Origin of the sequence: Shewanella sp. 10B (genome assembly GCF_023475885.1) — a bacterium.
GTDB lineage: Bacteria > Pseudomonadota > Gammaproteobacteria > Enterobacterales > Shewanellaceae > Shewanella > Shewanella mangrovisoli.
Window position 1 is genome coordinate 39,813 of record NZ_JAMDJO010000010.1, and the last position, 23,823, is coordinate 63,635.

A 23,823-nucleotide genomic window follows, 5' to 3' on the forward strand; every position below is an offset into this window, starting at 1 on the left:
CCAAATTCCTTGATTTTAAGAAGATAAGGTTCTAATCAAGTTAGCATAATCTTCTTTAATGTCGTGACTCTCTTCCCGTAGCTGAGCAATCTTACGACAGGCATGTAACACTGTGGTGTGATCTCGACCACCAAAGGCATCACCAATTTCCGGCAAGCTCTGGTTAGTTAATTCTTTGGATAACGCCATGGCCACTTGTCTAGGGCGCGCAACACTGCGCGAACGACGCTTAGACAACATATCAGCCATCTTGATTTTGTAGTATTCAGCTACGGTTTTCTGAATGTTGTCTATAGTGACTAATTTTTCCTGCAGTGCCAAGAGGTCACGCAGGGCTTCACGCACAAAATCAATGGTAATTGGGCGGCCAGTAAAGTTAGCGTTGGCGATAACCCGGTTTAACGCGCCTTCTAACTCGCGAACGTTTGAGCGTAAGCGCTTAGCAATAAAGAAGGCGACTTCGTCGGGAAGATTGATACCGCTCTCCTGAGCTTTACGCATCAAAATCGCCACACGGGTTTCAAGCTCTGGCGGTTCAATCGCAACCGTTAAGCCCCAACCAAAGCGAGATTTTAATCTGTCCTCTACCCCGTCGATCTCTTTGGGATAACGATCCGATGTCAAGATGATCTGATGATTACCTTCGAGCAGCGCGTTAAAGGTATGGAAAAATTCTTCCTGCGATCTGTCTTTATTGGCGAAGAATTGAATATCGTCGATAAACAGGGCATCGACACTGCGGTAATAACGTTTGAACTCTTCGATCGCATTGTTTTGCAGCGCTTTCACCATGTCTTGCACAAAACGTTCTGAGTGCATATACACGACTTTCGCATCGGGATTATTTTTGATGATGCCGTTACCCACTGCATGTAATAAGTGGGTCTTACCTAAACCCGTACCACCATAAAGGAACAGTGGGTTATAGGCACCACCCGGATTTTCAGCAACCTGTAGTGCAGCCGCTTTACCGAGTTGGTTAGACTTACCCTCGACGAAGTTGTCGAATTGGTAAGTGGGATTGATATTGCTGCGATGATTAGCGTTACCAACAGGCTCAGTAGTATTAAATGAAGTCCCTACAGAGGCTTTGGTTTGGGGATTAGGCACACGCACAGCCGCAACTGGGGCTGGCTCGGGCTTTTTCGCTGACGGACGGCTACCGATATCGAAGCGTAACTTAGGTGCATCATTACCCATTTGCTCAGTAAAAAACTGATTAATGATATTGATGTACTTATCCCTAACCCAATCGAGCACGAAGCGGTTAGGCGCATAAAGCACCAAAGTATCTCCATCCATTTCGGCTTGTAACGGTCTGATCCACATACTGAACTGCTGAGCAGAAAGCTCGTCTTGCAGTCTTCCGATACATTGTTGCCAAAGTGAAACCGCCACTAAGTTATCCCCAAAAGATCATCAAAAAGAGGTGTATTCTATAGCGAGATCTCAATGATCGCTATCCTTAAAAAATAATTATCCCCAACAAGATCATTCTATGGAGATATCCCCGATCATCAAAGATCAAATTCGATCCTTTTATTCAACAAATAGGGCAAATCCCGCTTTATTAAGCGATCCACATTGATCTATAATGGCGCCCCTTTGATCTCTTGATAGATCCCCTTCACTACTACATGTAGTGCCAATACACAGAGTTATCCACATCTTCTGGTGTATGCGGGAAATTGATCAAAGGATACACGGGCAGAAATAAGCCACTTGCTGACTTTCGTTGTTGACGGGGACAGGTAAAGTGATTACAATTCGGCCTCTTTTTTACCCTTACCTCTGTCACCAGAGATAAGGATATGTTCACTTATAACAAAGACGGATTGCCATCATGAGTAAACGTACTTTTCAACCTAGCAACCTGAAGCGCAAGCGTTCTCACGGCTTCCGCGCTCGTATGGCTACTGCAGGCGGCCGTAAGGTGCTTGCACGTCGTCGTGCGAAAGGTCGCGCTCGTTTATCTGCTTAATAAGTTAAGTAGGTAACTAGTTGACTAGCTATACCTTTACGCGGGAGTTACGCTTGCTAACTCCCGCGCAATTTAAATCTGTATTCTCCAATCCCATCAAAGCTTCTTCTGCTGAAATCACTCTGCTTGCTATTCCTAATTCGGAACAACATCCGCGTTTGGGTCTTACTGTAGCTAAACGCTATGTAAAACGCGCCAATCAGCGTAATCGCATTAAGCGAGTTATCAGAGATAGTTTTCGCCTCAATCAACACGACATCCCTCACCTTGATATTGTTGTGCTGGTCAGAAATGGGGTGATGGAAATGGAAAATGCAGAGATCAACAAGTTGATAGAAAAGCTATGGCGCAAACTCAGTCGCCGCTACAATGGCTAGCAACCACGTTTATTCGTGGCTATCAAATCTTCATCAGCCCCCTCTTAGGGCCTCGATGTCGTTTCAATCCCACATGCTCGCATTACGCCATTGAGGCAATAAAAGTGCACGGAACCGCGAAAGGTTGTTGGTTTGCATTGAAACGCATATTAAAATGTCACCCTTTGCATCCCGGCGGTAGTGATCCCGTCCCCCCTAAAAATGACAGGTGTAATAAATAGGCTATGGAATCTCAACGCAATATATTGCTAATAGGACTACTGTTTGTCAGCTTTTTGCTGTGGCAACAGTGGCAAGCAGACAAAGCTCCAAAACCCGTTGCAACCGAATCGTCTGTAGTGGCGAATGCAACCACAAATCATAGTGCTGATGTTCCAGAAGCAGACACAGGTGTGCCAGCAGCCTTAACGGCAACGCAAAATCTGATTACAGTTAAAACCGATCAGCTCGATGTACAAATCAACCCAGTGGGTGGTGACATCGTTTTTGCAGCTCTGGTTTCACACAAACTGGAACAGGGTAAAGACCAGCCATTTGTTTTGCTTGAGCAAACCAAAGATTTCACCTATATCGCTCAGAGTGGCCTGATTGGCCGTGATGGTATCGATAGCAGTGCTAAAGGTCGCGCCGCATTTGCCGCCAGCAAAACTGAATTTACCTTAGCCGATGGCCAAGACACCTTAGAAGTACCACTGACCTATGTGGCTGATAACGGTGTGACTTACACAAAAGTGTTTGTCTTCCATCGTGGCAAGTTTAACGTTGATATCGATTACAAAATCAACAACACCTCAGCTGCTCCATTGCAAGTTCAGATGTACGGTCAGATTAAACAGACCATCAAGCCATCTGAAAGCAGCATGATGATGCCAACTTACCGTGGCGCAGCGTTCTCGACTCAAGATGTACGTTACGAGAAGTACAAGTTTGAAGATATGAGCAAGAGCAACCTCAATCAACCGACTCTCGGTGGTTGGGCGGCTATGCTGCAACATTACTTCGTATCGGCTTGGATCCCACCAGCAACCGATAGCAACACCATTTTCTCGAGTGTCAGTGCTGGCGGTTTAGCTAACATTGGTTTCCGTGGCGCGGTATACGATATCGCACCAGGTGCGACTCAAGAAATTAGCTCACAGTTTTATGTTGGTCCTAAGGATCAAAAAGCGCTATCTGCGTTATCAGATACCTTAAACCTCGTTGTTGATTACGGTTTCCTTTGGTGGTTAGCCGTCCCTATCCACTGGTTATTGATGTTCTATCAATCCTTTGTGGGTAACTGGGGTGTGGCGATTATTCTGATCACCTTAACCGTTCGTGGTTTACTGTTCCCGCTGACTAAAGCGCAGTACACCTCAATGGCGAAGATGCGTAACCTACAGCCAAAACTGCAGGATCTAAAAGAACGCTTCGGCGATGACCGTCAAAAGATGGGTCAAGCCATGATGGAACTGTACAAGAAGGAAAAAGTGAACCCTATGGGTGGCTGTTTACCGATCCTGCTACAGATGCCAATCTTCATTGCCTTGTACTGGGTATTGTTAGAAAGTTTCGAGCTGCGTCACGCGCCATTTATGTTATGGATCCACGACTTATCGGTACAAGATCCATACTACATTCTGCCGTTGCTGATGGGTGTATCTATGTTTGTGATGCAAAAAATGCAACCCATTGCACCGACCATGGACCCAATGCAAGTGAAGATGATGCAATGGATGCCAGTGATCTTTACCGTATTCTTCCTGTGGTTCCCATCGGGTCTAGTACTGTACTGGTTAGTGGGTAACATTGTTGCCATCATCCAGCAGAAGATTATTTATGCAGGTCTAGAGAAAAAAGGCTTAAAATAAGCCCAAGCGCTAGATAAGAGCTAACGGCTCAGCATATGCAAAAAGGCGGCTTAATGAGCCGCCTTTTCCTTTAGATGATTTGATCGAATTAATGGGTATTTCCGTGACAACTGACACTATCGTGGCACAGGCCACCGCGCCCGGACGGGGCGGCGTGGGTATCATTCGTATCTCTGGTGATAAGGCAACCGATGTGGCCATGGCCGTATTGGGTCATTTACCTAAACCCCGTTACGCCGATTACTGCGACTTTAAAAATGCTTCAGGCCAAGTGATAGACCAAGGTATCGCCCTGTTTTTTAAAGGCCCTAATTCCTTCACTGGTGAAGATGTATTAGAGCTGCAGGGCCACGGTGGTCAAATCGTCCTCGATATGCTGATCAAGCGCGTATTAGAAGTCGAAGGTATTCGCATCGCCAAACCAGGCGAGTTTAGCGAACAGGCCTTTATGAACGACAAGCTTGACTTAACCCAGGCCGAAGCCATTGCCGACCTTATCGATGCCACCAGTGAGCAAGCCGCCAAAAGCGCGCTGCAATCACTGCAAGGTGAGTTTTCGAAGGAAGTCCATGAGCTGGTGGATCAAGTCACCCATCTGCGTTTATACGTCGAGGCAGCGATTGATTTCCCCGATGAAGAAGTCGACTTTTTAAGTGATGGTAAAATTGCCAACGCACTCTACAAAATCATCGACAAACTCAGCGCCGTGCAAGCCAGTGCTAAGCAAGGCTCGATTATCCGCGAAGGAATGAAAGTGGTGATTGCTGGTCGTCCCAATGCCGGAAAATCTAGCCTACTTAATGCGCTCGCAGGTAAAGAGTCAGCGATTGTCACCGAAATTGCAGGCACCACCCGTGACGTATTACGCGAACACATCCATTTAGATGGTATGCCACTGCATATTATCGACACCGCAGGCCTGCGCGACACCACAGATACGGTTGAACAAATCGGTATAGAACGCGCGTGGAACGAAATCAACAGCGCCGATCGGGTGTTATTTATGGTCGATGGCACCACCACGGATGCGGTCGATCCCCACGATATTTGGCCCGATTTTATCAATCGCCTGCCCGCCAATTTAGGCGTGACCGTTGTCCGCAATAAGGCCGATCTCACCGGTGAAAACCTCGCGATGACCGAAGAAAAAGGTTACAGCGTGTATAGGATCTCGGCCAAAACCGGTCTAGGCGTCGAGGAATTAAAGCAACACCTTAAATCCTTGATGGGCTATCAGAGTAATCTCGAAGGTGGCTTTATCGCCCGTCGCCGCCACCTCGAAGCATTAGATGTTGCCGCAAGCCATCTACAACTCGGTAAAGAACAATTAGAGATTTACCTCGCAGGCGAACTGTTAGCGGAAGAACTGAGAATGGCGCAATTAGCCCTGTCTGAAATCACCGGCCGCTTCACCTCAGACGATCTACTGGGCAAAATTTTCAGCTCATTCTGTATCGGCAAATAATTTCGCTTTAGCGGTTAGTTAAACACGCCATAAAAAAATCAGCCCACTAAGTTCGCTTAGGGGCTGATTTTTTTATTTAAAAGCGCTTTGTCTTAAATGGTTTATCTAGACTTGGCGATAATGGTCCTGCATTTGATAGGACCTAGCATAGAGCGCGAAGATGACCGCCGCCAAGATCGCAAATCCCGCAAAGAAGAACATTTGGAATGCCGTCACACTCATCCCGGTTTGAATAATTTGTTCCGTCACCGCAGGGCTTTTTACACTCACATTGGCGAGTAATACCCAAAGGTTACCGACGGTAACCGATAAGGTCCAAAAACTCATAATAGTGCCCTTCATAGCCTTAGGTGCTTGGCTGTAGGCAAATTCTAAACCCGTCGCCGAAACTAATACTTCACCAAAGGTCAGTAAGGCATAGGGTAAGATCTGCCAGAAGATAGATAACGCCGAGCCACCGTCCATCATCAACTGAATCGTCCCAACCACAATCCAGCTTAAGCCAGTGATCGCGATCCCCGTCCCCATTTTACGAAGTGCAGTTAATTTCACGCCCATACGCTCAATCGCAGGATATAACACGAAGTTATTAAATGGGATCAATAGCATCACTAACAGTGGGTTTAATGCCTGCATCATCGCCGGTTCAAACCACGAAGGTTTAACCATATCGTTAGCCTGCAAAATCCAGGTCGACGCCTTTTGATCGAACAATGACCAAAATGGCGTCACTAAGGCGAACAACACTAAAATACGCAGCACTGAACGTACGCCATCCACGGCCGCATCAGGATGAAGCCCTCTCGCGCGCTCAAGCTGCAATGACGCCCCAAGGCCAACAAATCCCATCAGCAGCACCATAGCGCTACACAAACCAGCCACAATCCCTAGGGTCGGAATATTCACCAGCGCATAAGCGGCTGAAACACCACCAATTAGGGCTAACACTAAACCGATATTGGCTTTGCCTTCGACCTTAGTAAGCAAGGCGCTGCGGATCACAGGTAAAAATCCATGGGGATCCTTAGGCTCTGGTGGCATATGCACATAACGTTTGCGACCTAACCAGAAAAATACCGTGGCGATAAACATCAACACTCCGGGGATCCCGAAAGCCACTGCAGCGCCAAAATTCTTGAGTAACAATGGCATAGATAAGGATGCGAAGAAGGAACCGAAGTTGATCGTAAAATAGAACATATCGAAGGCTTTTTGCGCCAAAGACTTGTTGCTCTGATCAAACTGATCGCCCATAAACGAAGAAACTAAAGGCTTAATCCCGCCTGAACCTAAGGCAATTAAAAATAAGCCAGTGTAAAAGCCTTGCACACTGTGCTCAAAAATCGCCAAGAACGCATGGCCCACACAGTAAAGTAAGCTTAACCACAGAATCGTGTTGTACTTACCAAAGAATCTATCTGCAATCCAACCACCGAGTAAGGGGAAAAAATACACCCCAATTACGAACGAGTGGAACACATCCTTGGCTACAGCTCCGCGAAGATCTTCGGGAATAGAGAGCAAAAGTGCCGTCATCAAGAATGGTGTTAGAATGTTGCGCATGCCATAAAAACTGAAACGCTCACACGCTTCACTGGCAATAATATAGGGTATTTGGCGTGGCCACTTTGGCGCATCGGCAGGAGTAGTCATCTGTTATCCTATTATAATTGTTATAAAAATTTACAGTCATAGGTATAAAACCTCGATTGCAGCCAAAGATACTAGCAGACTGCAAATCAATAGTGAGTAAATTTATACAGCAAAACACTGTAAGTAGATGTAAGCCCCAAAAATGATAGAAATTAACGACCACAGAGAGCAGTAACAATGACCAAGATCGCAATATTAGTCGGCACCACCCTCGGCAGCAGTGAATATATAGCGGATGAAATGCAGGCCCAGCTCACTCCATTAGGCCATGAAGTCGATACCTTTTTGAGCCCAACATTGGATGAATTGCAATCATATCCCCTTTGGATCATCGTTTCGTCGACCCATGGTGCCGGCGATCTGCCCGACAATTTGCAGCCATTTAGTAAAGAACTGCTGCTAAACACACCGGATCTGACCCAAGTTCAGTTCGCCTTATGTGCGGTTGGCGATTCGAGTTATGACACCTTTTGCCAAGGCCCAGAAAAGTTAGTTGAAGCGCTGGAATACAGCGGTGCAAAAGTCATTGTGGATAAGATCCAGATCGATGTACAACAGGATCCAGTGCCAGAAGACCCAGCTTTAGCGTGGTTGGCACAATGGCAAGATCAAATTTAAGATCCTCTCTTGGAAAACATACCAAACCACCCACAGTTTAGATCTTATTTATCCACAAAAAACTACTTTAATGTATATTTTTGTGGATAAACTATTATTTAGATCTGATCAACCTCTGTGCTATTCACAACCTGATCTGCTTAAAGATCCCCCTTGTGGATAAATAGCCGATCTATCCCCACCTTTTCTGGCAGTAGATCTCGGCTAGATCACAAGAATAAAAGCTCGTTACTGTTTGATATAAATAAGAAAATAAGCTTACCCACAGGAAAATGCGATCCTAATAGTAAACATAATAAGAAGATCTATATAAAGATCTTAAGATCTATTAGTCCCGATCCTATGGATCCATTTTCTAAAAATGATCATTCACCTCATTCAAAGCAAATGCTAAAATGATCGGCTCACGTTGGGTCTCTTAAGTTACTAAAGGTAGGGTCATGCATTTTCATGAACGGTTTGATGTTATTGTTGTAGGTGGTGGTCATGCCGGAACTGAAGCCGCATTGGCTGCAGCAAGAATGGGATCTAAGACATTATTGCTGACGCATAATCTTGATACTTTAGGCCAAATGTCATGCAACCCTGCGATCGGCGGTATTGGCAAAGGTCATCTGGTAAAAGAAATCGATGCCTTAGGCGGTGCAATGGCGATCGCAACCGACTATGCAGGGATCCAATTTAGAACCCTAAACTCGAGCAAAGGCCCTGCAGTAAGAGCGACTCGTGCTCAGGCTGATCGCGCTTTATATCGTCAGAAGATCCAAAATATTCTGCAAAACCAAGCCAACTTACGTATTTTCCAACAAGCCGTTGATGATCTGGTTGTTGAGAACGATCGCGTAGTTGGCGTAGTGACCCAAATGGGCTTAGCCTTCGAAGCACCAGCAGTGGTCTTAACCGCGGGTACTTTCCTCAGTGGTAAGATTCACATTGGTTTAGAAAACTACAGTGGCGGTCGTGCTGGCGATCCACCATCTATCGCACTCGCCCACCGTTTACGCGAGTTACCAATCCGTGTTGGCCGTTTAAAAACCGGTACGCCACCGCGTATCGATGCCAATACCATCGATTTTACCCAAATGACAGAGCAAAAAGGCGACACGCCATTACCTGTGATGTCGTTTATGGGCGATGTAAGCCATCACCCGAAACAAATTTCTTGTTGGATCACCCATACCAATGAAAAGACACACGATATTATTCGTGGTGGCTTAGATCGCAGCCCTATGTATTCAGGCGTGATCGAAGGGATTGGTCCACGTTATTGCCCTTCTATCGAAGACAAGATCCACCGTTTTTCAGATAAATCATCGCACCAGATCTTTATCGAACCCGAAGGCTTAAACACCAACGAGATCTACCCTAACGGTATTTCCACCAGCTTGCCTTTCGATGTGCAGCTAAATCTGGTTCGTTCGATCCAAGGTATGGAAAATGCTGAGATTGTTCGCCCTGGTTATGCGATTGAGTACGATTATTTCGATCCAAGGGATCTTAAAAACTCGTTAGAAACCAAAACCATCAATGGCTTGTTCTTCGCGGGTCAAATCAACGGTACCACGGGTTACGAAGAAGCTGGAGCCCAAGGTTTACTCGCGGGGATGAACGCTGCACTGCAGGTTCAGGGTAAAGAAGCTTGGTGTCCTCGCCGTGATGAAGCCTACATAGGTGTATTGGTTGACGATTTATCAACCTTAGGGACTAAAGAACCCTACCGTATGTTTACCAGCCGCGCCGAATACCGCCTATTGCTGCGTGAAGACAACGCCGATCTGCGTTTAACCGCAAAAGGCCGTGAACTGGGTTTAGTGGATGATGCCCGCTGGGCCTCTTTCAGTGAAAAAATGGAATCGATCGAGTTAGAGCTGCAACGTCTACGTAGCCAATGGATCCATCCAAATTCACCATTGGTGCCAGTGTTAAATCCGCATTTAAACACGCCGATCTCCCGTGAAGCGTCGTTTGAAGAGTTGCTGCGTCGTCCAGAAATGGATTACAGCAAGTTGATGCAGATTGAAGGTTTTGGTCCAGGGCTTGCCGATCCACTCGCTGCCGAGCAAGTACAGATCCAAGTGAAGTACTCTGGCTATATCCAACGTCAGCAGGAAGAGATCAACAAAGCGGTACGCAATGAGAACACAGGTTTGCCATTGAATCTTGATTATAAAGAGGTTCCAGGGCTTTCAAATGAGGTGATTGCTAAGTTAAATAGCCATAAGCCTGAAACCATTGGCCAAGCATCGCGTATCTCAGGTATTACGCCAGCAGCGATTTCAATTCTGCTGGTGCATCTGAAAAAACGCGGTTTATTACGCAAGAGCGCGTAAAAGCTAGCTTAATCGCCAGTTTGGTCGCAGAAGGGAAGCATTCAGGCTTCCCTTCGACGTTTCAGGGCTTCATAATAGCCAGCGAGTTTATAATCGTATCTTTATTGAGGTTGTTCAGTGTTATCTGCCCAGTTAGAGGCCTATTTAGCCGAAATTAATCTGCCCGCCACGGCTGAGCAGAAAAAACAACTGCTTGATTTTGTTGGCATGCTCAACAAATGGAATAAAGCCTATAACCTAACCTCGGTAAGAGATCCTGAGGCGATGCTTGTCCGTCATATCATGGACAGCTTAGTAGTGTCGTCCCATTTGCAGGGCGAGCGCTTTATCGATGTAGGTACTGGCCCTGGCTTGCCCGGCATTCCCTTAGCGATTATGAATCCAGATAAAACCTTTGTGCTGCTCGATAGCTTAGGCAAGCGGATCCGTTTTCAAAAGCAAGTGGCCTTTGAGCTCGGGATCCACAATATTAGTTCGATAGAAAGCCGAGTCGAGGCCTATCAACCCGAGCAAAAGTTCGATGGAGTGCTCAGCCGCGCCTTTGCCTCAATCCATGATATGTTGACATGGTGCCATCATTTGCCTGCCGAGCATGGACAATTTTATGCGCTCAAGGGACAACTGAGTGATGAAGAGATGCAACAAATCCCCGCTGGATTTGTGGTGACCGAAACCATCGAACTCCAAGTGCCTAGACTCGATGAGCAAAGACATTTACTCAAAATAATCAAAGAATAACAGGCTTAAAGCTCCTCATTTCATATGGATTTTTAAGTAGGCAATAAACCAGAATTTACATACAGGGTGACATTGTGGGTAAAGTAATTGCCGTGGCCAACCAAAAAGGTGGCGTAGGGAAAACAACAACTTGTGTCAACTTAGCCGCCTCTTTAGCCGCGACTAAGCGTAAAGTGCTGCTGATCGATCTCGATCCTCAGGGCAATGCCACCATGGGCAGCGGTGTCGATAAATACGAAGTCGAAAACACGGCTTACGAATTGCTGGTTGAAGAAAAGCCCTTCGATGAGATCGTGGTCAAAGACACCACGGGAAAATACGATCTGATTGCCAGTAACGGTGATGTGACTGCGGCAGAAATTAAACTCATGGAGTTTTTTGCCCGTGAAGTGCGGTTACGTAATGCGCTCGCACCGATAAAAGATCAATACGATTATATCTTTATCGATTGCCCGCCTTCGCTCAACATGTTGACTGTGAATGCCATGTCGGCGGCGGATTCCGTACTTGTGCCAATGCAGTGTGAGTACTTTGCACTGGAAGGCTTAACCGCCTTGATTGATACCATCACCAAATTAGCGGCGGTGGTGAATCCTGGTTTGGGTATTGAAGGGATTTTGCGGACCATGTATGACCCGCGTAATCGCCTGTCTAATGATGTGTCCGATCAGCTAAAACAGCATTTTGGTGATAAGGTTTATCGCACTGTGATCCCACGTAATGTGCGTTTGGCCGAGGCGCCGAGCTTTGGTGCACCTGCCATGTACTACGATAAATCGAGTGCGGGGGCTAAGGCATATTTAGCGTTAGCGGGCGAGATGATCCGCCGTTCCGAACAGAAAACTCAGGCTAAGCGAGCGTAAAGGATAACCATGACGTTAAAGAAAAGAGGGTTAGGCAAAGGCTTAGATGCTTTACTGAGTAACAGCCACGCCGCGAGTAAAAAACACACGGAAGAAGTGGTTGTTGTCGATAAAAAAGAAGAACTTATTCATCTAGATCTCGACCTGCTACAACCGGGTAAATACCAACCTCGTAAGGATATGTCTCCCGAGGCGTTAGAAGAACTCGCCCATTCCATCCGCAATCAAGGCATTATTCAGCCGATTGTGGTACGTCCTGTCAGCGATAGCCAGTATGAAATCATCGCCGGTGAGCGCCGTTGGCGTGCTTCCCAATTGGCGGGTGTCGAAAAAATCCCTTGTATCGTTAAACCGGTTCCCGATGAAGCGGCGGTTGCTATTGCGTTGATTGAAAACATTCAACGTGAAGACTTAAATGCCATGGAAGAAGCCATTGCATTACAACGTTTGATGCAAGAATTTGAGCTGACTCACCAACAGGTTGCCGATGTTGTGGGAAAATCTCGCGCGAGTGTATCTAACTTGTTACGGTTAAACGGTTTAAATGAACCGGTTAAGCGTTTACTCGAGTATGGCGACATTGATATGGGCCATGCACGCGCTTTGCTCGCAATTGAGGGTGAAGAACAAACAAATCTGGCGAGATTAGTGGCTGCCAAGGAATTAACCGTTCGGGAAACTGAACGATTGATTAATCAAACCTTAAATCCGCCCAAACCCGTCGAAACTACGACTAAAGATCAAGATGTTTGTCGTTTAGAGCAGCAGTTAATTGAAAGATTAGGTGCCAAGGTTTCGATCGCTCATAGCAGTAAGGGTAAGGGGAAAATTGTAATTAACTATCAGAATCTGGCTGAATTAGACGGAATTCTTAGCAAAATTCGTTAATGTCTGTAGATTAACAGTTTTTAATGTAAATTTGTGACATATGTTAATTTTGGATTTTGACTGTTTTGGCGCTATATCACGTTAAAAGTGCTGTTTTTCCTTATCTCAAAGTTGCAATGAAGGCGTGAAAAGGTATACTTTCGCAAGCTTTTTGTGCATCGACAAAAATACGGATATTTGTCATCCGGTCATCGAAACAAAAAGTATGAATGCGGAGAGGATGAGTTGAGTAAGGTTTTAGCGCGTCGTGGCCGATGGTCAGCCTATAAATTGGTGATGATGCAGGCGGCGGTGGCTGGGGGTGCTTCAATTCTCTTTTTCGTCGTGTGGGGAGTTCAGTTTGGCTATTCTGCGTTAGCAGGTGGTTCAATTGCTGTGCTCCCTAATTTTGTATTCGCAACCCTCGCTTTCTCTCATACGGGAGCAAGTTCAGCAGCAAAAGTGATAAAAACTTTTTACTGGGGGGAAGCGGTAAAGTTGCTGTTAACCATCGCAATGTTTTCATTGGTGTTTAGCAAGCTTGAGGTGGCATTTTTGCCGCTTTTTGTTTGTTATGTACTGACGTTAATAGTGCATTGGACAGCTCCTTTATACTTCAAGCAAAGTTAAGTGGGATGAATCATGGCTGCACCTGGTGAAGCGTTAACACCGCAGGGCTATATCCAGCATCACCTTACCAACTTACATGTTGGTGAAGGTTTCTGGACATGGCACATTGATTCGTTGTTCTTTTCGGTTGGTCTTGGTGTTCTGTTCCTGTGGATTTTCCGTAGTGTTGGTAAAAAAGCGACTTCAGGGGTTCCCGGTAAGCTGCAATGCTTTATCGAGATGATCGTTGAGTTCGTTGATAACAGCGTGAAAGAAAGTTTTCATGGCCGCAATGCCCTGATCGCGCCTTTAGCTCTGACCATTTTTGTATGGGTATTCATGATGAACTTCATGGATATGCTTCCTGTTGACTGGCTGCCTTGGTTAGCAAGTTTAGCGGGCGTTCCATACTTGAAAGTGGTTCCGACAACTGACGTAAACATCACCTTCAGCTTAGCTATTGGTGTGTTTGTGCTGATTATTTACTACAGCATTAAGGTCAAAGGCGTGTCTGGTTTTGTTAAAGAACTGACGCTACAGCCCTTTAACCATAAGGCAATGATACCCGTCAACCTCCTATTAGAGACTGTTACTTTAGTTGCTAAGCCAATTTCATTGGCATTGCGTCTATTCGGTAACTTGTACGCAGGTGAGTTGATCTTCATCCTTATTGCGCTGATGTATGGTACCAACTTGTTATTATCTTCCCTGGGTGTGACTCTGCAACTAGGTTGGTTAATTTTCCACATTTTGGTTATCACGCTGCAGGCGTTTATCTTCATGATGTTGACCATTGTTTACTTAAGCATGGCGCATGAAGATCATTAAGGATTGCTGAAGAAATTTTAAACTAAATCATCAACTAATTAGATTTAGATTTTAGATACTGGAGATACAGATGGAAACGATTTTAGGCATGACAGCTATCGCTGTTGCTCTGCTGATTGGTATGGGTGCTCTTGGTACTGCAATCGGTTTCGGCTTATTAGGTGGCAAGTTCCTGGAAGGCGCTGCGCGTCAACCAGAAATGGCTCCTATGCTGCAAGTTAAAATGTTCATCGTAGCGGGTCTGTTAGACGCCGTAACAATGATCGGTGTTGGTATCGCATTATTCATGCTGTTCACCAACCCACTGGGTGCAATGCTGTAAGAAAACGCTTCTGTCTTAACTCTAAATAGGAGGCTGTTGTGAATTTCAACGCTACCCTAATCGGTCAGACGGTCGCCTTTATCATCTTCGTGTGGTTCTGCATGAAGTTTGTATGGCCCCCTTTGATGAATGCCATCGAAGCGCGCCAAAAAAGGATTGCTGACGGTCTAGCTGATGCTGATCGTGCGGTAAAAGACCTAGAGTTGGCTCAAGCGAAAGCGACTGACCAACTAAAAGAAGCCAAGGTGACTGCTAACGAAATTATTGAGCAAGCTAACAAGCGTAAAGCTCAAATAGTTGAAGAAGCTAAAGCCGAAGCAGACGCTGAGCGTGCAAAAATCATCGCTCAGGGTAAAGCAGAAATTGAAGCTGAACGTAATCGCGTGAAAGAGGATCTGCGTAAGCAGGTTGCTACTCTTGCCATCATGGGTGCTGAGAAGATCCTTGAGCGTTCTATTGATCCAGCCGCCCACAGTGACATAGTTAATAAACTAGTCGCTGAAATTTGATAAGGGAGTTTGAGTTATGGCTGAATTAACCACCATCGCTCGCCCTTACGCAAAGGCAGCTTTTGACGTTGCTGTTGAACACAATGCAGTGGATACCTGGGCAGAAATGCTCACGTTCGCCGCACTGGTGAGTGAAAACGAAACCATGCAGCCACTGCTAACTGGTTCTTTAGCCAGTACTAAACTTGCTGCACTCTTTATTAGTGTGTGTGGTGAGCAAATCAATGAGCAAGGTCAGAACTTGATAAAGGTAATGGCTGAAAACGGTCGCTTAAAGGTACTACCTGCTGTATCTGAGCTTTTTGCTCAATACCGTAATGAGTGGGCAAAAGAAGTGGAAGCCGATGTGGTTTCTGCAGCTGAGCTCAGCTCTGAACAACAGCAGCAGATCAGTAATTCTTTAGAGAAACGTCTCGCACGCAAAGTTAAGCTGAATTGCAGCACTGACGCCGCGCTCATCGCCGGTGTAATTATTAAGGCAGGTGACTTAGTCATTGATGGCTCTGTCCGCGGTAAGTTATCGCGTCTGTCTGAAAAGCTGCAGTCGTAATTGGGAGTTTGAGCATGCAACTGAATTCCACTGAAATCAGCGATCTGATTAAGCAGCGGATCGAGCAGTTCGAAGTCGTTAGCGAATCTCGTAACGAAGGTACTATCGTTGCGGTAAGTGACGGCATTATCCGCATCCACGGCCTGGCCGATGTGATGCAAGGTGAAATGATCGAACTGCCTGGTAGCCGTTTTGCAATCGCGTTGAACCTTGAACGTGATTCTGTCGGTGCCGTAGTAATGGGTCCTTATGCTGATTTAGCAGAGGGCGTAAAAGTTAAAACTACTGGCCGTATTCTGGAAGTTCCAGTCGGTCGCGGCCTGTTAGGCCGTGTAGTTAACACTCTGGGTGAGCCAATTGACGGAAAAGGCGCTATCGATAACGATGGTTTCTCTCCTGTTGAAGTGATCGCACCTGGTGTTATCGAGCGTAAGTCAGTAGATCAACCAGTTCAAACTGGTTATAAAGCCGTTGACGCTATGATCCCAATCGGTCGTGGCCAACGTGAATTGATCATTGGCGACCGTCAAACTGGTAAAACAGCGATGGCGATCGACGCAATCATCAACCAGCGCGATTCTGGCATCAAATGTGTGTACGTAGCAGTAGGCCAAAAGGCTTCTACTATCGCTAACGTAGTACGCAAACTAGAAGAGCACGGTGCATTAGCTAACACTATCGTTGTAGTAGCAACAGCTTCTGAGGCTGCAGCACTGCAATACTTAGCACCATACTCTGGTTGTGCTATGGGTGAATACTTCCGCGACCGCGGTGAAGATGCTCTGATCGTATACGATGACCTGTCTAAGCAAGCTGTTGCTTACCGTCAGATCTCGTTACTGCTGAAGCGTCCACCAGGCCGTGAAGCTTATCCTGGTGACGTATTCTATCTACACTCTCGTTTATTAGAGCGTGCTTCACGCGTAAACGAAGAATATGTAGAGAAGTTCACTAAGGGTGCTGTAACAGGTCAAACCGGTTCTTTAACCGCGCTGCCTATTATTGAAACTCAGGCGGGTGACGTATCTGCATTCGTACCGACCAACGTAATTTCTATTACCGACGGTCAGATCTTCCTTGAGACCGATCTGTTTAACTCTGGCTTACGTCCAGCGGTTAACCCAGGTATTTCTGTTTCTCGTGTTGGTGGTGCGGCTCAGACTAAGATCATCAAGAAACTGTCTGGTGGTATTCGTACCGCTCTTGCACAGTATCGTGAACTTGCTGCGTTCTCACAGTTTGCATCTGACTTAGACGATGCAACTCGTGCTCAACTTGAGCATGGTGTGCGTGTTACCGAACTGATGAAGCAAAAACAATATGCTCCTATGAGCGTAGCCGCTCAAGCTGTGTCAATTTTCGCAGCTGAAAAAGGTTACCTGAAGGGCGTTGAGCTGAAAAAAGTTGGTGATTTCGAAGCCGCTCTGCTCTCGTACATGAACAGCGAGCATGCTGCTTTAATCAAGCTTATCAACGAGACTGGCGATTATAACGCCGATATCGAAGCTGAATTAAAAGCTGGCCTCGACAAGTTCGTAGCAACCCAAACCTGGTAACAATGATAGAGGTGTCTTAAGGCACCTCAGGTCCAGATTGGAGAGTAGAGATGGCCGGCGCTAAAGAGATTAAAACCAAGATCGCGAGTGTGAAAAACACTCAGAAGATCACGTCCGCCATGGAAATGGTGGCAGCCAGCAAAATGCGCAGAGCGCAGGAACGCATGGCTGCAAGCCGTCCATACGCGGAAAGCATGCGTAAGGTGATCGGTCACGTAGCGCAAGGTTCTCTCGAGTATAAACACCCCTACTTAGAGGTGAGAGAGGCCAAGCGGGTTGGTTACATTGTTGTAGCAACCGACCGTGGCCTTTGTGGTGGTTTGAACGTCAACCTCTTTAAAAAGGTTGTTTCAGACGTGAAAAGCTGGAAAGAGCAAGGTGCAGAATTTGAATTCTGCCCAATCGGTGCTCGTAGTGTTCAGTTTTTCAAAAGCTTTGGCGGTCAAGTATCTGCCCATGCTTCAGGTTTAGGCGATGCGCCAAAGCTCGCTGACCTGATCGGGACAGTACGTGTAATGCTAGATGCTTACAACGAAGGCAAACTGGATCGTCTGTACGTAGTGTTCAACAAGTTTGTAAACACTATGACGCAGACTCCTGTGATCGAGCAGCTGCTACCTTTGCCTAAATCGGAAGATGATGAGGTTGCTCATCGTTGGGACTACATCTACGAGCCAGATCCAAAAGCCCTTTTGGATACCTTATTGGTTCGTTATGTAGAATCTCAGGTTTACCAAGGTGTTGTTGAAAACATTGCTTCTGAACAGGCTGCCCGTATGGTGGCGATGAAGGCGGCAACAGACAACGCGGGTACACTGATTGACGATTTGCAATTGGTCTATAACAAGGCTCGTCAGGCTGCGATTACGCAGGAACTGTCGGAAATTGTTTCTGGTGCCTCTGCGGTTTAGGTTAGGTAACGAATACAAGTTTTAGAGGATTAATCATGAGCACAGGTACTGTTGTCCAAGTGATTGGCGCGGTTGTGGACGTAGAGTTTCCACAAGATGCCGTACCTCAGGTATATGACGCTCTGAAGATCACAGGTGAAGGCTCCTGTAATGGTTTGGTGCTGGAAGTTCAGCAACAACTAGGTGGTGGTGTAGTTCGTACCATCGCTATGGGTACTTCTGATGGTCTGCGTCGTGGTCTTGAGGTAGTAAACTCAGGTTCACCTATTTCTGTTCCTGTTGGTACTGCCACTCTTGGCCGTATCATGAACGTATTAGGCGACCCTATTGATGAAGCTGGCGCAATTGGCGAAGAAGAACGTTATGTGATTCACCGCAGCGCTCCTTCATACGAAGAGCAATCAAACACGACTGAACTGTTAGAGACTGGTATCAAGGTTATCGACCTTGTATGTCCATTCGCTAAGGGTGGTAAAGTAGGTCTGTTCGGTGGTGCGGGTGTTGGTAAGACAGTTAACATGATGGAACTGATTAACAACATCGCTAAAGCTCACTCAGGTCTTTCTGTATTCGCCGGTGTAGGTGAGCGTACTCGTGAGGGTAACGACTTCTACTACGAGATGAAGGATTCTGGCGTTCTCGACAAAGTAGCCATGGTTTATGGTCAAATGAACGAGCCACCAGGAAACCGTCTGCGTGTAGCACTGACCGGTCTGACTATGGCTGAAAAATTCCGTGACGAAGGTCGTGACGTTCTGTTGTTCGTTGACAACATCTACCGTTACACCCTAGCCGGTACTGAAGTATCAGCACTGTTAGGTCGTATGCCTTCTGCAGTAGGTTACCAACCCACTCTGGCTGAAGAAATGGGCGTTCTGCAAGAGCGTATTACTTCAACTAAGACTGGTTCTATTACCTCTGTACAAGCGGTATACGTTCCTGCGGACGACTTGACTGACCCGTCACCAGCAACAACCTTCGCTCACTTAGATGCGACTGTTGTATTGTCACGTCAAATCGCTTCTCTGGGTATTTACCCAGCGGTTGACCCACTGGATTCGACTTCTCGTCAATTAGATCCATTAGTGGTTGGTCAAGAGCACTATGACGTAGCTAACGGTGTACAAACTGTTCTGCAACGCTACAAAGAGCTGAAAGACATCATTGCTATTCTCGGTATGGACGAACTGTCAGACGAAGATAAGATGACCGTTTCCCGTGCACGTAAGATTGAGCGTTTCTTGTCTCAGCCTTTCCACGTAGCAGAAGTCTTTACTGGTTCTCCTGGTAAGTACGTATCTCTGAAAGACACTATCCGTGGCTTCAAGGGAATTCTGAGTGGCGAGTTCGACCACATTCCAGAACAAGCGTTCTACATGGTTGGTTCTATCGACGAAGCTGTCGAGAAAGCTAACAAAAAGAAATAACTAAGTAGTCATACTTAGTTTTTTAAGGAGAACGGGATGGCAGCCATGACAGTACAGCTTGATATAGTAAGCGCAGAGAGCAGCATCTTCTCAGGTCGCGTAGCTAGCCTACAAGTGACCGGTTCTGAAGGTGAGTTGGGCATCATGCATGGCCACGCTCCACTGTTAAGCTATATCAAACCTGGCATGGCGCGCATCGTCAAACAAGACGGCAGCGAAGAAGTGTTTTATCTTTCTGGTGGTTTACTGGAAGTACAACCTTCTTCTGTTTCTGTGTTGGCTGATGTGGTTATGCGTGCCAAAGATATTGATGAGCAGGCAGCATTAGAAGCCAAGCGTCGTGCAGAAGCCCATATGGCGACTGCGGGTGCGGACTTCAATTATGACGCCGCTATGGTTGAGTTAGCGAAAGCAATGGCTCAATTACGTGTTGTTGAAACCATCAAGAAAAACATTGCCAGATAAAGGTTATTGTTTGTGATAAAAGGCGGTTATCGAAAGATACCCGCCTTTTTTGTTGGTTTTTCGCTGCGTTTTGATATCAGCCTTTCGCTTTGCTATGCCTTTCCGTTAAAATTGCGCCATTAAATCGAGCTCAGTTTATCCCTTTGGGATGTTAATCAAGGATATGGCAATGGCATTAAATGTAGTGATCTTAGCGGCAGGAAAAGGAACTCGCATGCGCTCGGATCTTCCCAAGGTATTACATCCTATCGCCCACAAGAGCATGGTGCAGCATGTTATCGATACCGCCCACAGTATCGGCAGCAATGCCATTCAATTGGTGTACGGCTATGGCGCCGACAAATTAAAATCGGCTTTGGGCGAGCAGCAACTCAATTGGATGTTGCAAGCTGAGCAGTTAGGCACAGGCCATGCGGTCGCTCAGGCGATTCCGAATATTGATGATAATGACACTGTGCTGATCCTTTATGGTGATGTGCCGTTAATCCAAGCCTCAACCCTCGAAGCATTACTTGCTGCGCGTCCCGATAATGGCGTGGCGATTTTAACTGTCAATCTAACCAATCCAACCGGCTATGGCCGTATCGTGCGTGAGCAAGGCAAGGTTGTCGGCATCGTCGAACAAAAGGATGCCAATGCTGAGCAGTTAGCCATCAATGAAATCAACACTGGCATTATGGCTGTGCCGGGCAAGGCATTAAAAACCTGGCTTGGCCGCTTATCGAATAACAATGCTCAGGGTGAATACTACCTGACCGATATTATCGCCATGGCCCACGCCGACGGGGTTGAGATTAATACCGCTCAGCCACAATCTGCCATTGAGGTGGAAGGTGCTAATAACCGCGTGCAACTCGCCCAATTAGAGCGAGCTTATCAGGCCCGCGAAGCTGAGAAGCTAATGATTGCTGGCGCAAATCTGCGTGACCCAAGCCGTATCGATATCCGTGGTGAAGTGACGGTCGGTATGGATGTAATGGTCGATGTGAACGTTATTTTCGAAGGCAAAGTCGTGATTGGTAATAACGTTAGCATCGGCGCTGGCGCGATTCTTATCGACTGTGAAATTGCCGATAATGCCGAGATCAAACCTTACTCTATTATCGAAGGCGCGAAGCTGGGCGTTGCCGCCAGTGCCGGGCCTTTTGCCCGTTTACGCCCCGGTGCTGAGTTAATGCAGGATGCCCATATCGGCAATTTTGTAGAGATGAAAAAGGCCGTTTTAGGTGTGGGTTCTAAGGCGGGTCATTTAGCCTATTTAGGCGATGCGCAAATCGGTGCAGGTGTGAATATTGGTGCGGGCACTATTACCTGTAATTACGATGGTGCCAATAAACACTTAACCGTGATCGAAGACAATGTGTTTGTGGGGAGTGATACTCAGCTGGTGGCGCCAGTGACCATTGGTAAAGGCGCGACGCTGGGTGCAGGGTCAACAATTACCCGTGACGTGGGTGAGGATGAGCTAGTTATCACCCGTGTTAAGCAAAAACATCTGACTGGCTGGCAACGTCCGGTAAAGATTAAGAAATAACGGCGCTGTACTCAGTCAACATAAAGCGGCTTATTGCCGCTTTATGTTTTTTGTCAAAGCTAAAAATCCTCATTAAATAAAAATTAGCCAAATTAATGTTGAATTAAGGCTGAAGTGTTATGGATAATTCATTGTTTTTATTGAAAGTTGATCTAAATCACGCTGAATTGTAAATTCGTGTAAAGATGATTAAATAAAAACAATTCTTATTTATATTGCCTGCAATTCTAAGACGAAAGGTCTACTTGAGGTGTTGGCAATGGTATTTAAATATTCAGTGGTTGGTTTGGCCGTAGGGTCTGCATTAATGGCGATGCCTGTTATGGCCGAGGCGCCAAATGATGAAAACATTGAGCGCATTAATGTGACTGGCCGTACGTTTAACGACTATAAAGTCGGCAGTGCATCCGGTGCTATGCGTGGTGATATCGATTTAATGGATACACCACAATCTGTGAATGTTATCCCCGACTTTGTTACCGATGAGCAATTAGCGACTAACCTTGCGGAAGTCTTAGTAAACGATTCAAGTGTGACAGCGGGAACTACCCGTTGGAACCGCCAAGTCTTCAGTATTCGTGGTTTTGAATTAGATTCGGGCAACGGTTATCTGATCAACGGCCACCAGCAATGGTCCCACTACGTCCAACCTATTGAAACCCTGCAGCAAGTCGAAGTGCTGAAAGGTCCTTCGAGTATGTTGTATGGCCAATCTGGGCCTGGCGGTTTGGTGAATATGGTCACCAAGAAGCCCACCTATGATTCTATGCTCAACTTAGGTTTTGATACCGACGGTTACGGCTCTACCCGCGCTCAGTTAGATGCGGGGGGCAGTTTAAACGAGGCTCAAAGCATTCGTTACCGTGGTGTGTTAGTCAAACAAGACACTAAATACTGGCGTGAATATTCAACGACCGATGAAAACCAAGAGCGTGATCGTTGGTTAGGTTATTTGAACCTAGAATTCGATATCAGTGATGATCTGTTATTGTCACTGAAATACGACCATACCCAAGATAAAACCGGTATCGATGCTGGCAGTTGGTTAGATAAGCAAGGTAATGTTGTCGGCCAGCGTAAAACCATCTGGGATGCTCCTTGGGCCTTTACCGATAACACGGTTTCAAATTTAGGTGCCGATTTAACTTGGCATATGAATGACGATTGGAAAGTTAAACTGGGTTATAACGATCAACAGTTTAACCGCCAGCGTTTCGATTCTGCGCCGCAATATAATGAAGACCCATTCACCTCGGGATACAGCATTAGACCATTCGATCGTTACGATGATTGGCAGCATAAAACCGCCTATGTCGATTTTACAGGCGAGTTTGCATTAGCGGGTATGGAGCATCAGTTGCTGATTGGCGCTAACTATCTCGATTACTTCTACCAGCAACAAATCGCCCGTGGCGCAGCGCAAACAGTTATTCCCGGTCAGCCAGTGATTCAACCGGATCTTGATTACCATACAGGTAAGAAAGGCACTCCAAATGAATACAAATACTACGGTTTCTATCTGCAAGATTTAATGACCATCAACGAACAATGGAAATTGCTCGCTGGGGTACGTTATGACGAGCAGAAAAAAGATGGATTTGGTGAAAATAGCTATGCCGTATCGCCTAAATTTGGGGTGATCTATTCACCAATGACTAATGGCAGCATATACGTTAACTACTCTAAGAGCTTTACACCGCAAGGTGGTATTACCGACCCTCTAAATGTTAATCATGACACTAACCTCAAACCAGAATATGGCATTCAATATGAAGTGGGAACTAAGTGGGAACTGTTTGACGATAGCTTGTTATTAACGGCTGCGGTATTTGATGTCACGCTTGAGAATATCTCTATTAATGAGGTGCTGACAGCAAGTGACCCACGAAGTGAAGATGGAAAATACACTTCAATCACTACCCAAGGCGGTGAGCAAAAACACCGCGGCTTTGAAGTGGGTGCCCAAGGTAAGCTAGGTGATAGCTGGTTTGTAACTTCATCTATGATGTACCTCGATGCTGAGTATCAAACGGGTGATGAGCGCGAAGGTAAAACGCCTATCGATGCCCCTGAATGGTCGGCCAATATCTGGACTCGTTATGAAGTGACCGATAACTTTGCAATGAACTTCGGTGCTATCTATGTTGGCGAGCGTTTTGCTAACCTGGATAACACTATCAGTAAAGACGGTTATGTTCGCTTCGATATCGGTGCTGCCTACACTATGGATATTATGGGTAAAGACGTTAGCATCCGCGCGAACGTGAGAAACCTGTTTGATACCGATTATATCGATGGCGGCCAATACAATATGGTGACCCTAGGCCAAGATCGTAACTTCAGTGTGGCACTTGAAGCTAAGTTCTAACT

Annotated in this window: 23 protein-coding genes; 21 read left to right on the top strand and 2 right to left on the bottom strand. The window is 46.2% G+C overall.

The window, feature by feature from the left end:
* Positions 1-15: 15 nt before the first annotated feature.
* Positions 16-1,398 (bottom strand): chromosomal replication initiator protein DnaA, encoded by a 1,383-nt coding sequence (gene dnaA, locus M0415_RS19945; RefSeq protein WP_249560517.1) that lies wholly within the window; start codon positions 1,396-1,398, stop codon positions 16-18.
* Positions 1,399-1,843: 445 nt separating this feature from the next.
* Between dnaA and rpmH the strand changes: the two genes are divergently transcribed.
* The 5 genes from rpmH to mnmE all read left to right on the top strand — a co-directional run bounded on the left by rpmH (position 1,844) and on the right by mnmE (position 5,673).
* Positions 1,844-1,981: a 50S ribosomal protein L34 gene (gene rpmH, locus M0415_RS19950; protein WP_011070423.1), complete on the top strand. Its 138-nt coding sequence runs from the start codon at positions 1,844-1,846 to the stop codon at positions 1,979-1,981.
* Positions 1,982-2,001: 20 nt separating this feature from the next.
* Positions 2,002-2,358, top strand: a complete 357-nt coding sequence (gene rnpA / locus M0415_RS19955) for a ribonuclease P protein component (protein WP_007652336.1) — start codon at positions 2,002-2,004, stop codon at positions 2,356-2,358.
* Complete coding sequence (gene yidD, locus M0415_RS19960; RefSeq protein ID WP_011624661.1) at positions 2,325-2,579, top strand: membrane protein insertion efficiency factor YidD; 255 nt, start codon at positions 2,325-2,327, stop codon at positions 2,577-2,579. Before rnpA ends, yidD begins: the two co-directional genes overlap by 34 nt.
* A 3-nt stretch (positions 2,580-2,582) precedes the next feature.
* Entirely contained in the window at positions 2,583-4,208 is a 1,626-nt protein-coding gene (gene yidC, locus M0415_RS19965) for a membrane protein insertase YidC (protein WP_088212848.1), read from the top strand.
* 103 nt (positions 4,209-4,311) lie between these two features.
* The gene (gene mnmE / locus M0415_RS19970) at positions 4,312-5,673 is read left to right on the top strand and encodes a tRNA uridine-5-carboxymethylaminomethyl(34) synthesis GTPase MnmE (protein WP_088212876.1); all 1,362 of its coding nucleotides are present in this window, start codon (positions 4,312-4,314) and stop codon (positions 5,671-5,673) included.
* 105 nt (positions 5,674-5,778) lie between these two features.
* Here the strand turns inward: mnmE and M0415_RS19975 are convergent, their stop codons facing one another.
* A complete protein-coding gene (locus tag M0415_RS19975; protein ID WP_249556561.1) occupies positions 5,779-7,326 on the bottom strand; it encodes a POT family MFS transporter in 1,548 nt (515 codons plus the stop codon).
* A 177-nt stretch (positions 7,327-7,503) separates the two neighbouring features.
* On the opposite strand from M0415_RS19975, the gene mioC reads away from it, so the two are divergent.
* From mioC to M0415_RS20055, 16 genes are all read left to right on the top strand, one after another.
* Positions 7,504-7,944: an FMN-binding protein MioC gene (gene mioC, locus M0415_RS19980; RefSeq protein WP_088212846.1), complete on the top strand. Its 441-nt coding sequence runs from the start codon at positions 7,504-7,506 to the stop codon at positions 7,942-7,944.
* A 440-nt stretch (positions 7,945-8,384) separates the two neighbouring features.
* On the top strand, positions 8,385-10,274 hold the full coding sequence (gene mnmG, locus M0415_RS19985) for a tRNA uridine-5-carboxymethylaminomethyl(34) synthesis enzyme MnmG (RefSeq protein WP_086903509.1): 1,890 nt from the start codon (positions 8,385-8,387) through the stop codon (positions 10,272-10,274).
* 117 nt (positions 10,275-10,391) lie between these two features.
* Positions 10,392-11,012: a 16S rRNA (guanine(527)-N(7))-methyltransferase RsmG gene (gene rsmG, locus M0415_RS19990; protein WP_249556560.1), complete on the top strand. Its 621-nt coding sequence runs from the start codon at positions 10,392-10,394 to the stop codon at positions 11,010-11,012.
* A gap of 74 nt (positions 11,013-11,086) precedes the next feature.
* A complete protein-coding gene (locus tag M0415_RS19995; RefSeq protein ID WP_011718840.1) occupies positions 11,087-11,875 on the top strand; it encodes a ParA family protein in 789 nt (262 codons plus the stop codon).
* Positions 11,876-11,884: 9 nt separating this feature from the next.
* A complete protein-coding gene (locus M0415_RS20000) occupies positions 11,885-12,763 on the top strand; it encodes a ParB/RepB/Spo0J family partition protein (RefSeq protein WP_011718839.1) in 879 nt (292 codons plus the stop codon).
* Between the two features lie 225 nt (positions 12,764-12,988).
* Positions 12,989-13,372, top strand: coding sequence for an ATP synthase subunit I (locus tag M0415_RS20005; RefSeq protein ID WP_011718838.1), 384 nt, complete (start codon positions 12,989-12,991; stop codon positions 13,370-13,372).
* A 12-nt stretch (positions 13,373-13,384) separates the two neighbouring features.
* A complete protein-coding gene (gene atpB / locus M0415_RS20010; protein ID WP_011718837.1) occupies positions 13,385-14,179 on the top strand; it encodes a F0F1 ATP synthase subunit A in 795 nt (264 codons plus the stop codon).
* 70 nt (positions 14,180-14,249) lie between these two features.
* A complete protein-coding gene (gene atpE / locus M0415_RS20015; RefSeq protein ID WP_006083840.1) occupies positions 14,250-14,501 on the top strand; it encodes a F0F1 ATP synthase subunit C in 252 nt (83 codons plus the stop codon).
* A gap of 38 nt (positions 14,502-14,539) precedes the next feature.
* The gene (atpF, locus tag M0415_RS20020) at positions 14,540-15,010 is read left to right on the top strand and encodes a F0F1 ATP synthase subunit B (protein WP_011624650.1); all 471 of its coding nucleotides are present in this window, start codon (positions 14,540-14,542) and stop codon (positions 15,008-15,010) included.
* A 16-nt stretch (positions 15,011-15,026) separates the two neighbouring features.
* On the top strand, positions 15,027-15,560 hold the full coding sequence (atpH, locus tag M0415_RS20025) for a F0F1 ATP synthase subunit delta (RefSeq protein WP_011718835.1): 534 nt from the start codon (positions 15,027-15,029) through the stop codon (positions 15,558-15,560).
* A 14-nt stretch (positions 15,561-15,574) separates the two neighbouring features.
* Entirely contained in the window at positions 15,575-17,116 is a 1,542-nt protein-coding gene (gene atpA, locus M0415_RS20030; RefSeq protein ID WP_011718834.1) for a F0F1 ATP synthase subunit alpha, read from the top strand.
* A gap of 50 nt (positions 17,117-17,166) precedes the next feature.
* Positions 17,167-18,027 carry a F0F1 ATP synthase subunit gamma gene (atpG, locus tag M0415_RS20035; RefSeq protein WP_011718833.1) on the top strand — a complete coding sequence of 287 codons (861 nt, stop codon included), beginning with the start codon at positions 17,167-17,169 and terminating at the stop codon, positions 18,025-18,027.
* Between the two features lie 35 nt (positions 18,028-18,062).
* Complete coding sequence (gene atpD / locus M0415_RS20040; RefSeq protein WP_011718832.1) at positions 18,063-19,454, top strand: F0F1 ATP synthase subunit beta; 1,392 nt, start codon at positions 18,063-18,065, stop codon at positions 19,452-19,454.
* A 36-nt stretch (positions 19,455-19,490) separates the two neighbouring features.
* Positions 19,491-19,919 (top strand): F0F1 ATP synthase subunit epsilon, encoded by a 429-nt coding sequence (locus M0415_RS20045; RefSeq protein ID WP_011624645.1) that lies wholly within the window; start codon positions 19,491-19,493, stop codon positions 19,917-19,919.
* Positions 19,920-20,088: 169 nt separating this feature from the next.
* Complete coding sequence (gene glmU, locus M0415_RS20050) at positions 20,089-21,453, top strand: bifunctional UDP-N-acetylglucosamine diphosphorylase/glucosamine-1-phosphate N-acetyltransferase GlmU (RefSeq protein ID WP_088212843.1); 1,365 nt, start codon at positions 20,089-20,091, stop codon at positions 21,451-21,453.
* Between the two features lie 259 nt (positions 21,454-21,712).
* Positions 21,713-23,821 (top strand): TonB-dependent receptor, encoded by a 2,109-nt coding sequence (locus tag M0415_RS20055; RefSeq protein ID WP_249556559.1) that lies wholly within the window; start codon positions 21,713-21,715, stop codon positions 23,819-23,821.
* Positions 23,822-23,823 lie beyond the last annotated feature (2 nt).

Excerpts from the sequence above, each read along its gene's own strand:
- atpD (WP_011718832.1), top strand. The coding sequence starts at position 18,063 with ATGAGCACAGGTACTGTTGTCCAAGTGATTGGCGCGGTTGTGGACGTA.
- M0415_RS20000 (WP_011718839.1), top strand. The coding sequence starts at position 11,885 with ATGACGTTAAAGAAAAGAGGGTTAGGCAAAGGCTTAGATGCTTTACTG.
- rpmH (WP_011070423.1), top strand. The coding sequence starts at position 1,844 with ATGAGTAAACGTACTTTTCAACCTAGCAACCTGAAGCGCAAGCGTTCT.
- atpG (WP_011718833.1), top strand. The coding sequence starts at position 17,167 with ATGGCCGGCGCTAAAGAGATTAAAACCAAGATCGCGAGTGTGAAAAAC.
- M0415_RS19975 (WP_249556561.1), bottom strand. The coding sequence starts at position 7,326 with ATGACTACTCCTGCCGATGCGCCAAAGTGGCCACGCCAAATACCCTAT.
- atpH (WP_011718835.1), top strand. The coding sequence starts at position 15,027 with ATGGCTGAATTAACCACCATCGCTCGCCCTTACGCAAAGGCAGCTTTT.
- yidD (WP_011624661.1), top strand. The coding sequence starts at position 2,325 with ATGGCGCAAACTCAGTCGCCGCTACAATGGCTAGCAACCACGTTTATT.
- mnmG (WP_086903509.1), top strand. The coding sequence starts at position 8,385 with ATGCATTTTCATGAACGGTTTGATGTTATTGTTGTAGGTGGTGGTCAT.
- atpB (WP_011718837.1), top strand. The coding sequence starts at position 13,385 with ATGGCTGCACCTGGTGAAGCGTTAACACCGCAGGGCTATATCCAGCAT.
- mioC (WP_088212846.1), top strand. The coding sequence starts at position 7,504 with ATGACCAAGATCGCAATATTAGTCGGCACCACCCTCGGCAGCAGTGAA.
- yidC (WP_088212848.1), top strand. The coding sequence starts at position 2,583 with ATGGAATCTCAACGCAATATATTGCTAATAGGACTACTGTTTGTCAGC.
- M0415_RS20055 (WP_249556559.1), top strand. The coding sequence starts at position 21,713 with ATGGTATTTAAATATTCAGTGGTTGGTTTGGCCGTAGGGTCTGCATTA.
- glmU (WP_088212843.1), top strand. The coding sequence starts at position 20,089 with ATGGCATTAAATGTAGTGATCTTAGCGGCAGGAAAAGGAACTCGCATG.
- M0415_RS20045 (WP_011624645.1), top strand. The coding sequence starts at position 19,491 with ATGGCAGCCATGACAGTACAGCTTGATATAGTAAGCGCAGAGAGCAGC.
- atpE (WP_006083840.1), top strand. The coding sequence starts at position 14,250 with ATGGAAACGATTTTAGGCATGACAGCTATCGCTGTTGCTCTGCTGATT.
- atpA (WP_011718834.1), top strand. The coding sequence starts at position 15,575 with ATGCAACTGAATTCCACTGAAATCAGCGATCTGATTAAGCAGCGGATC.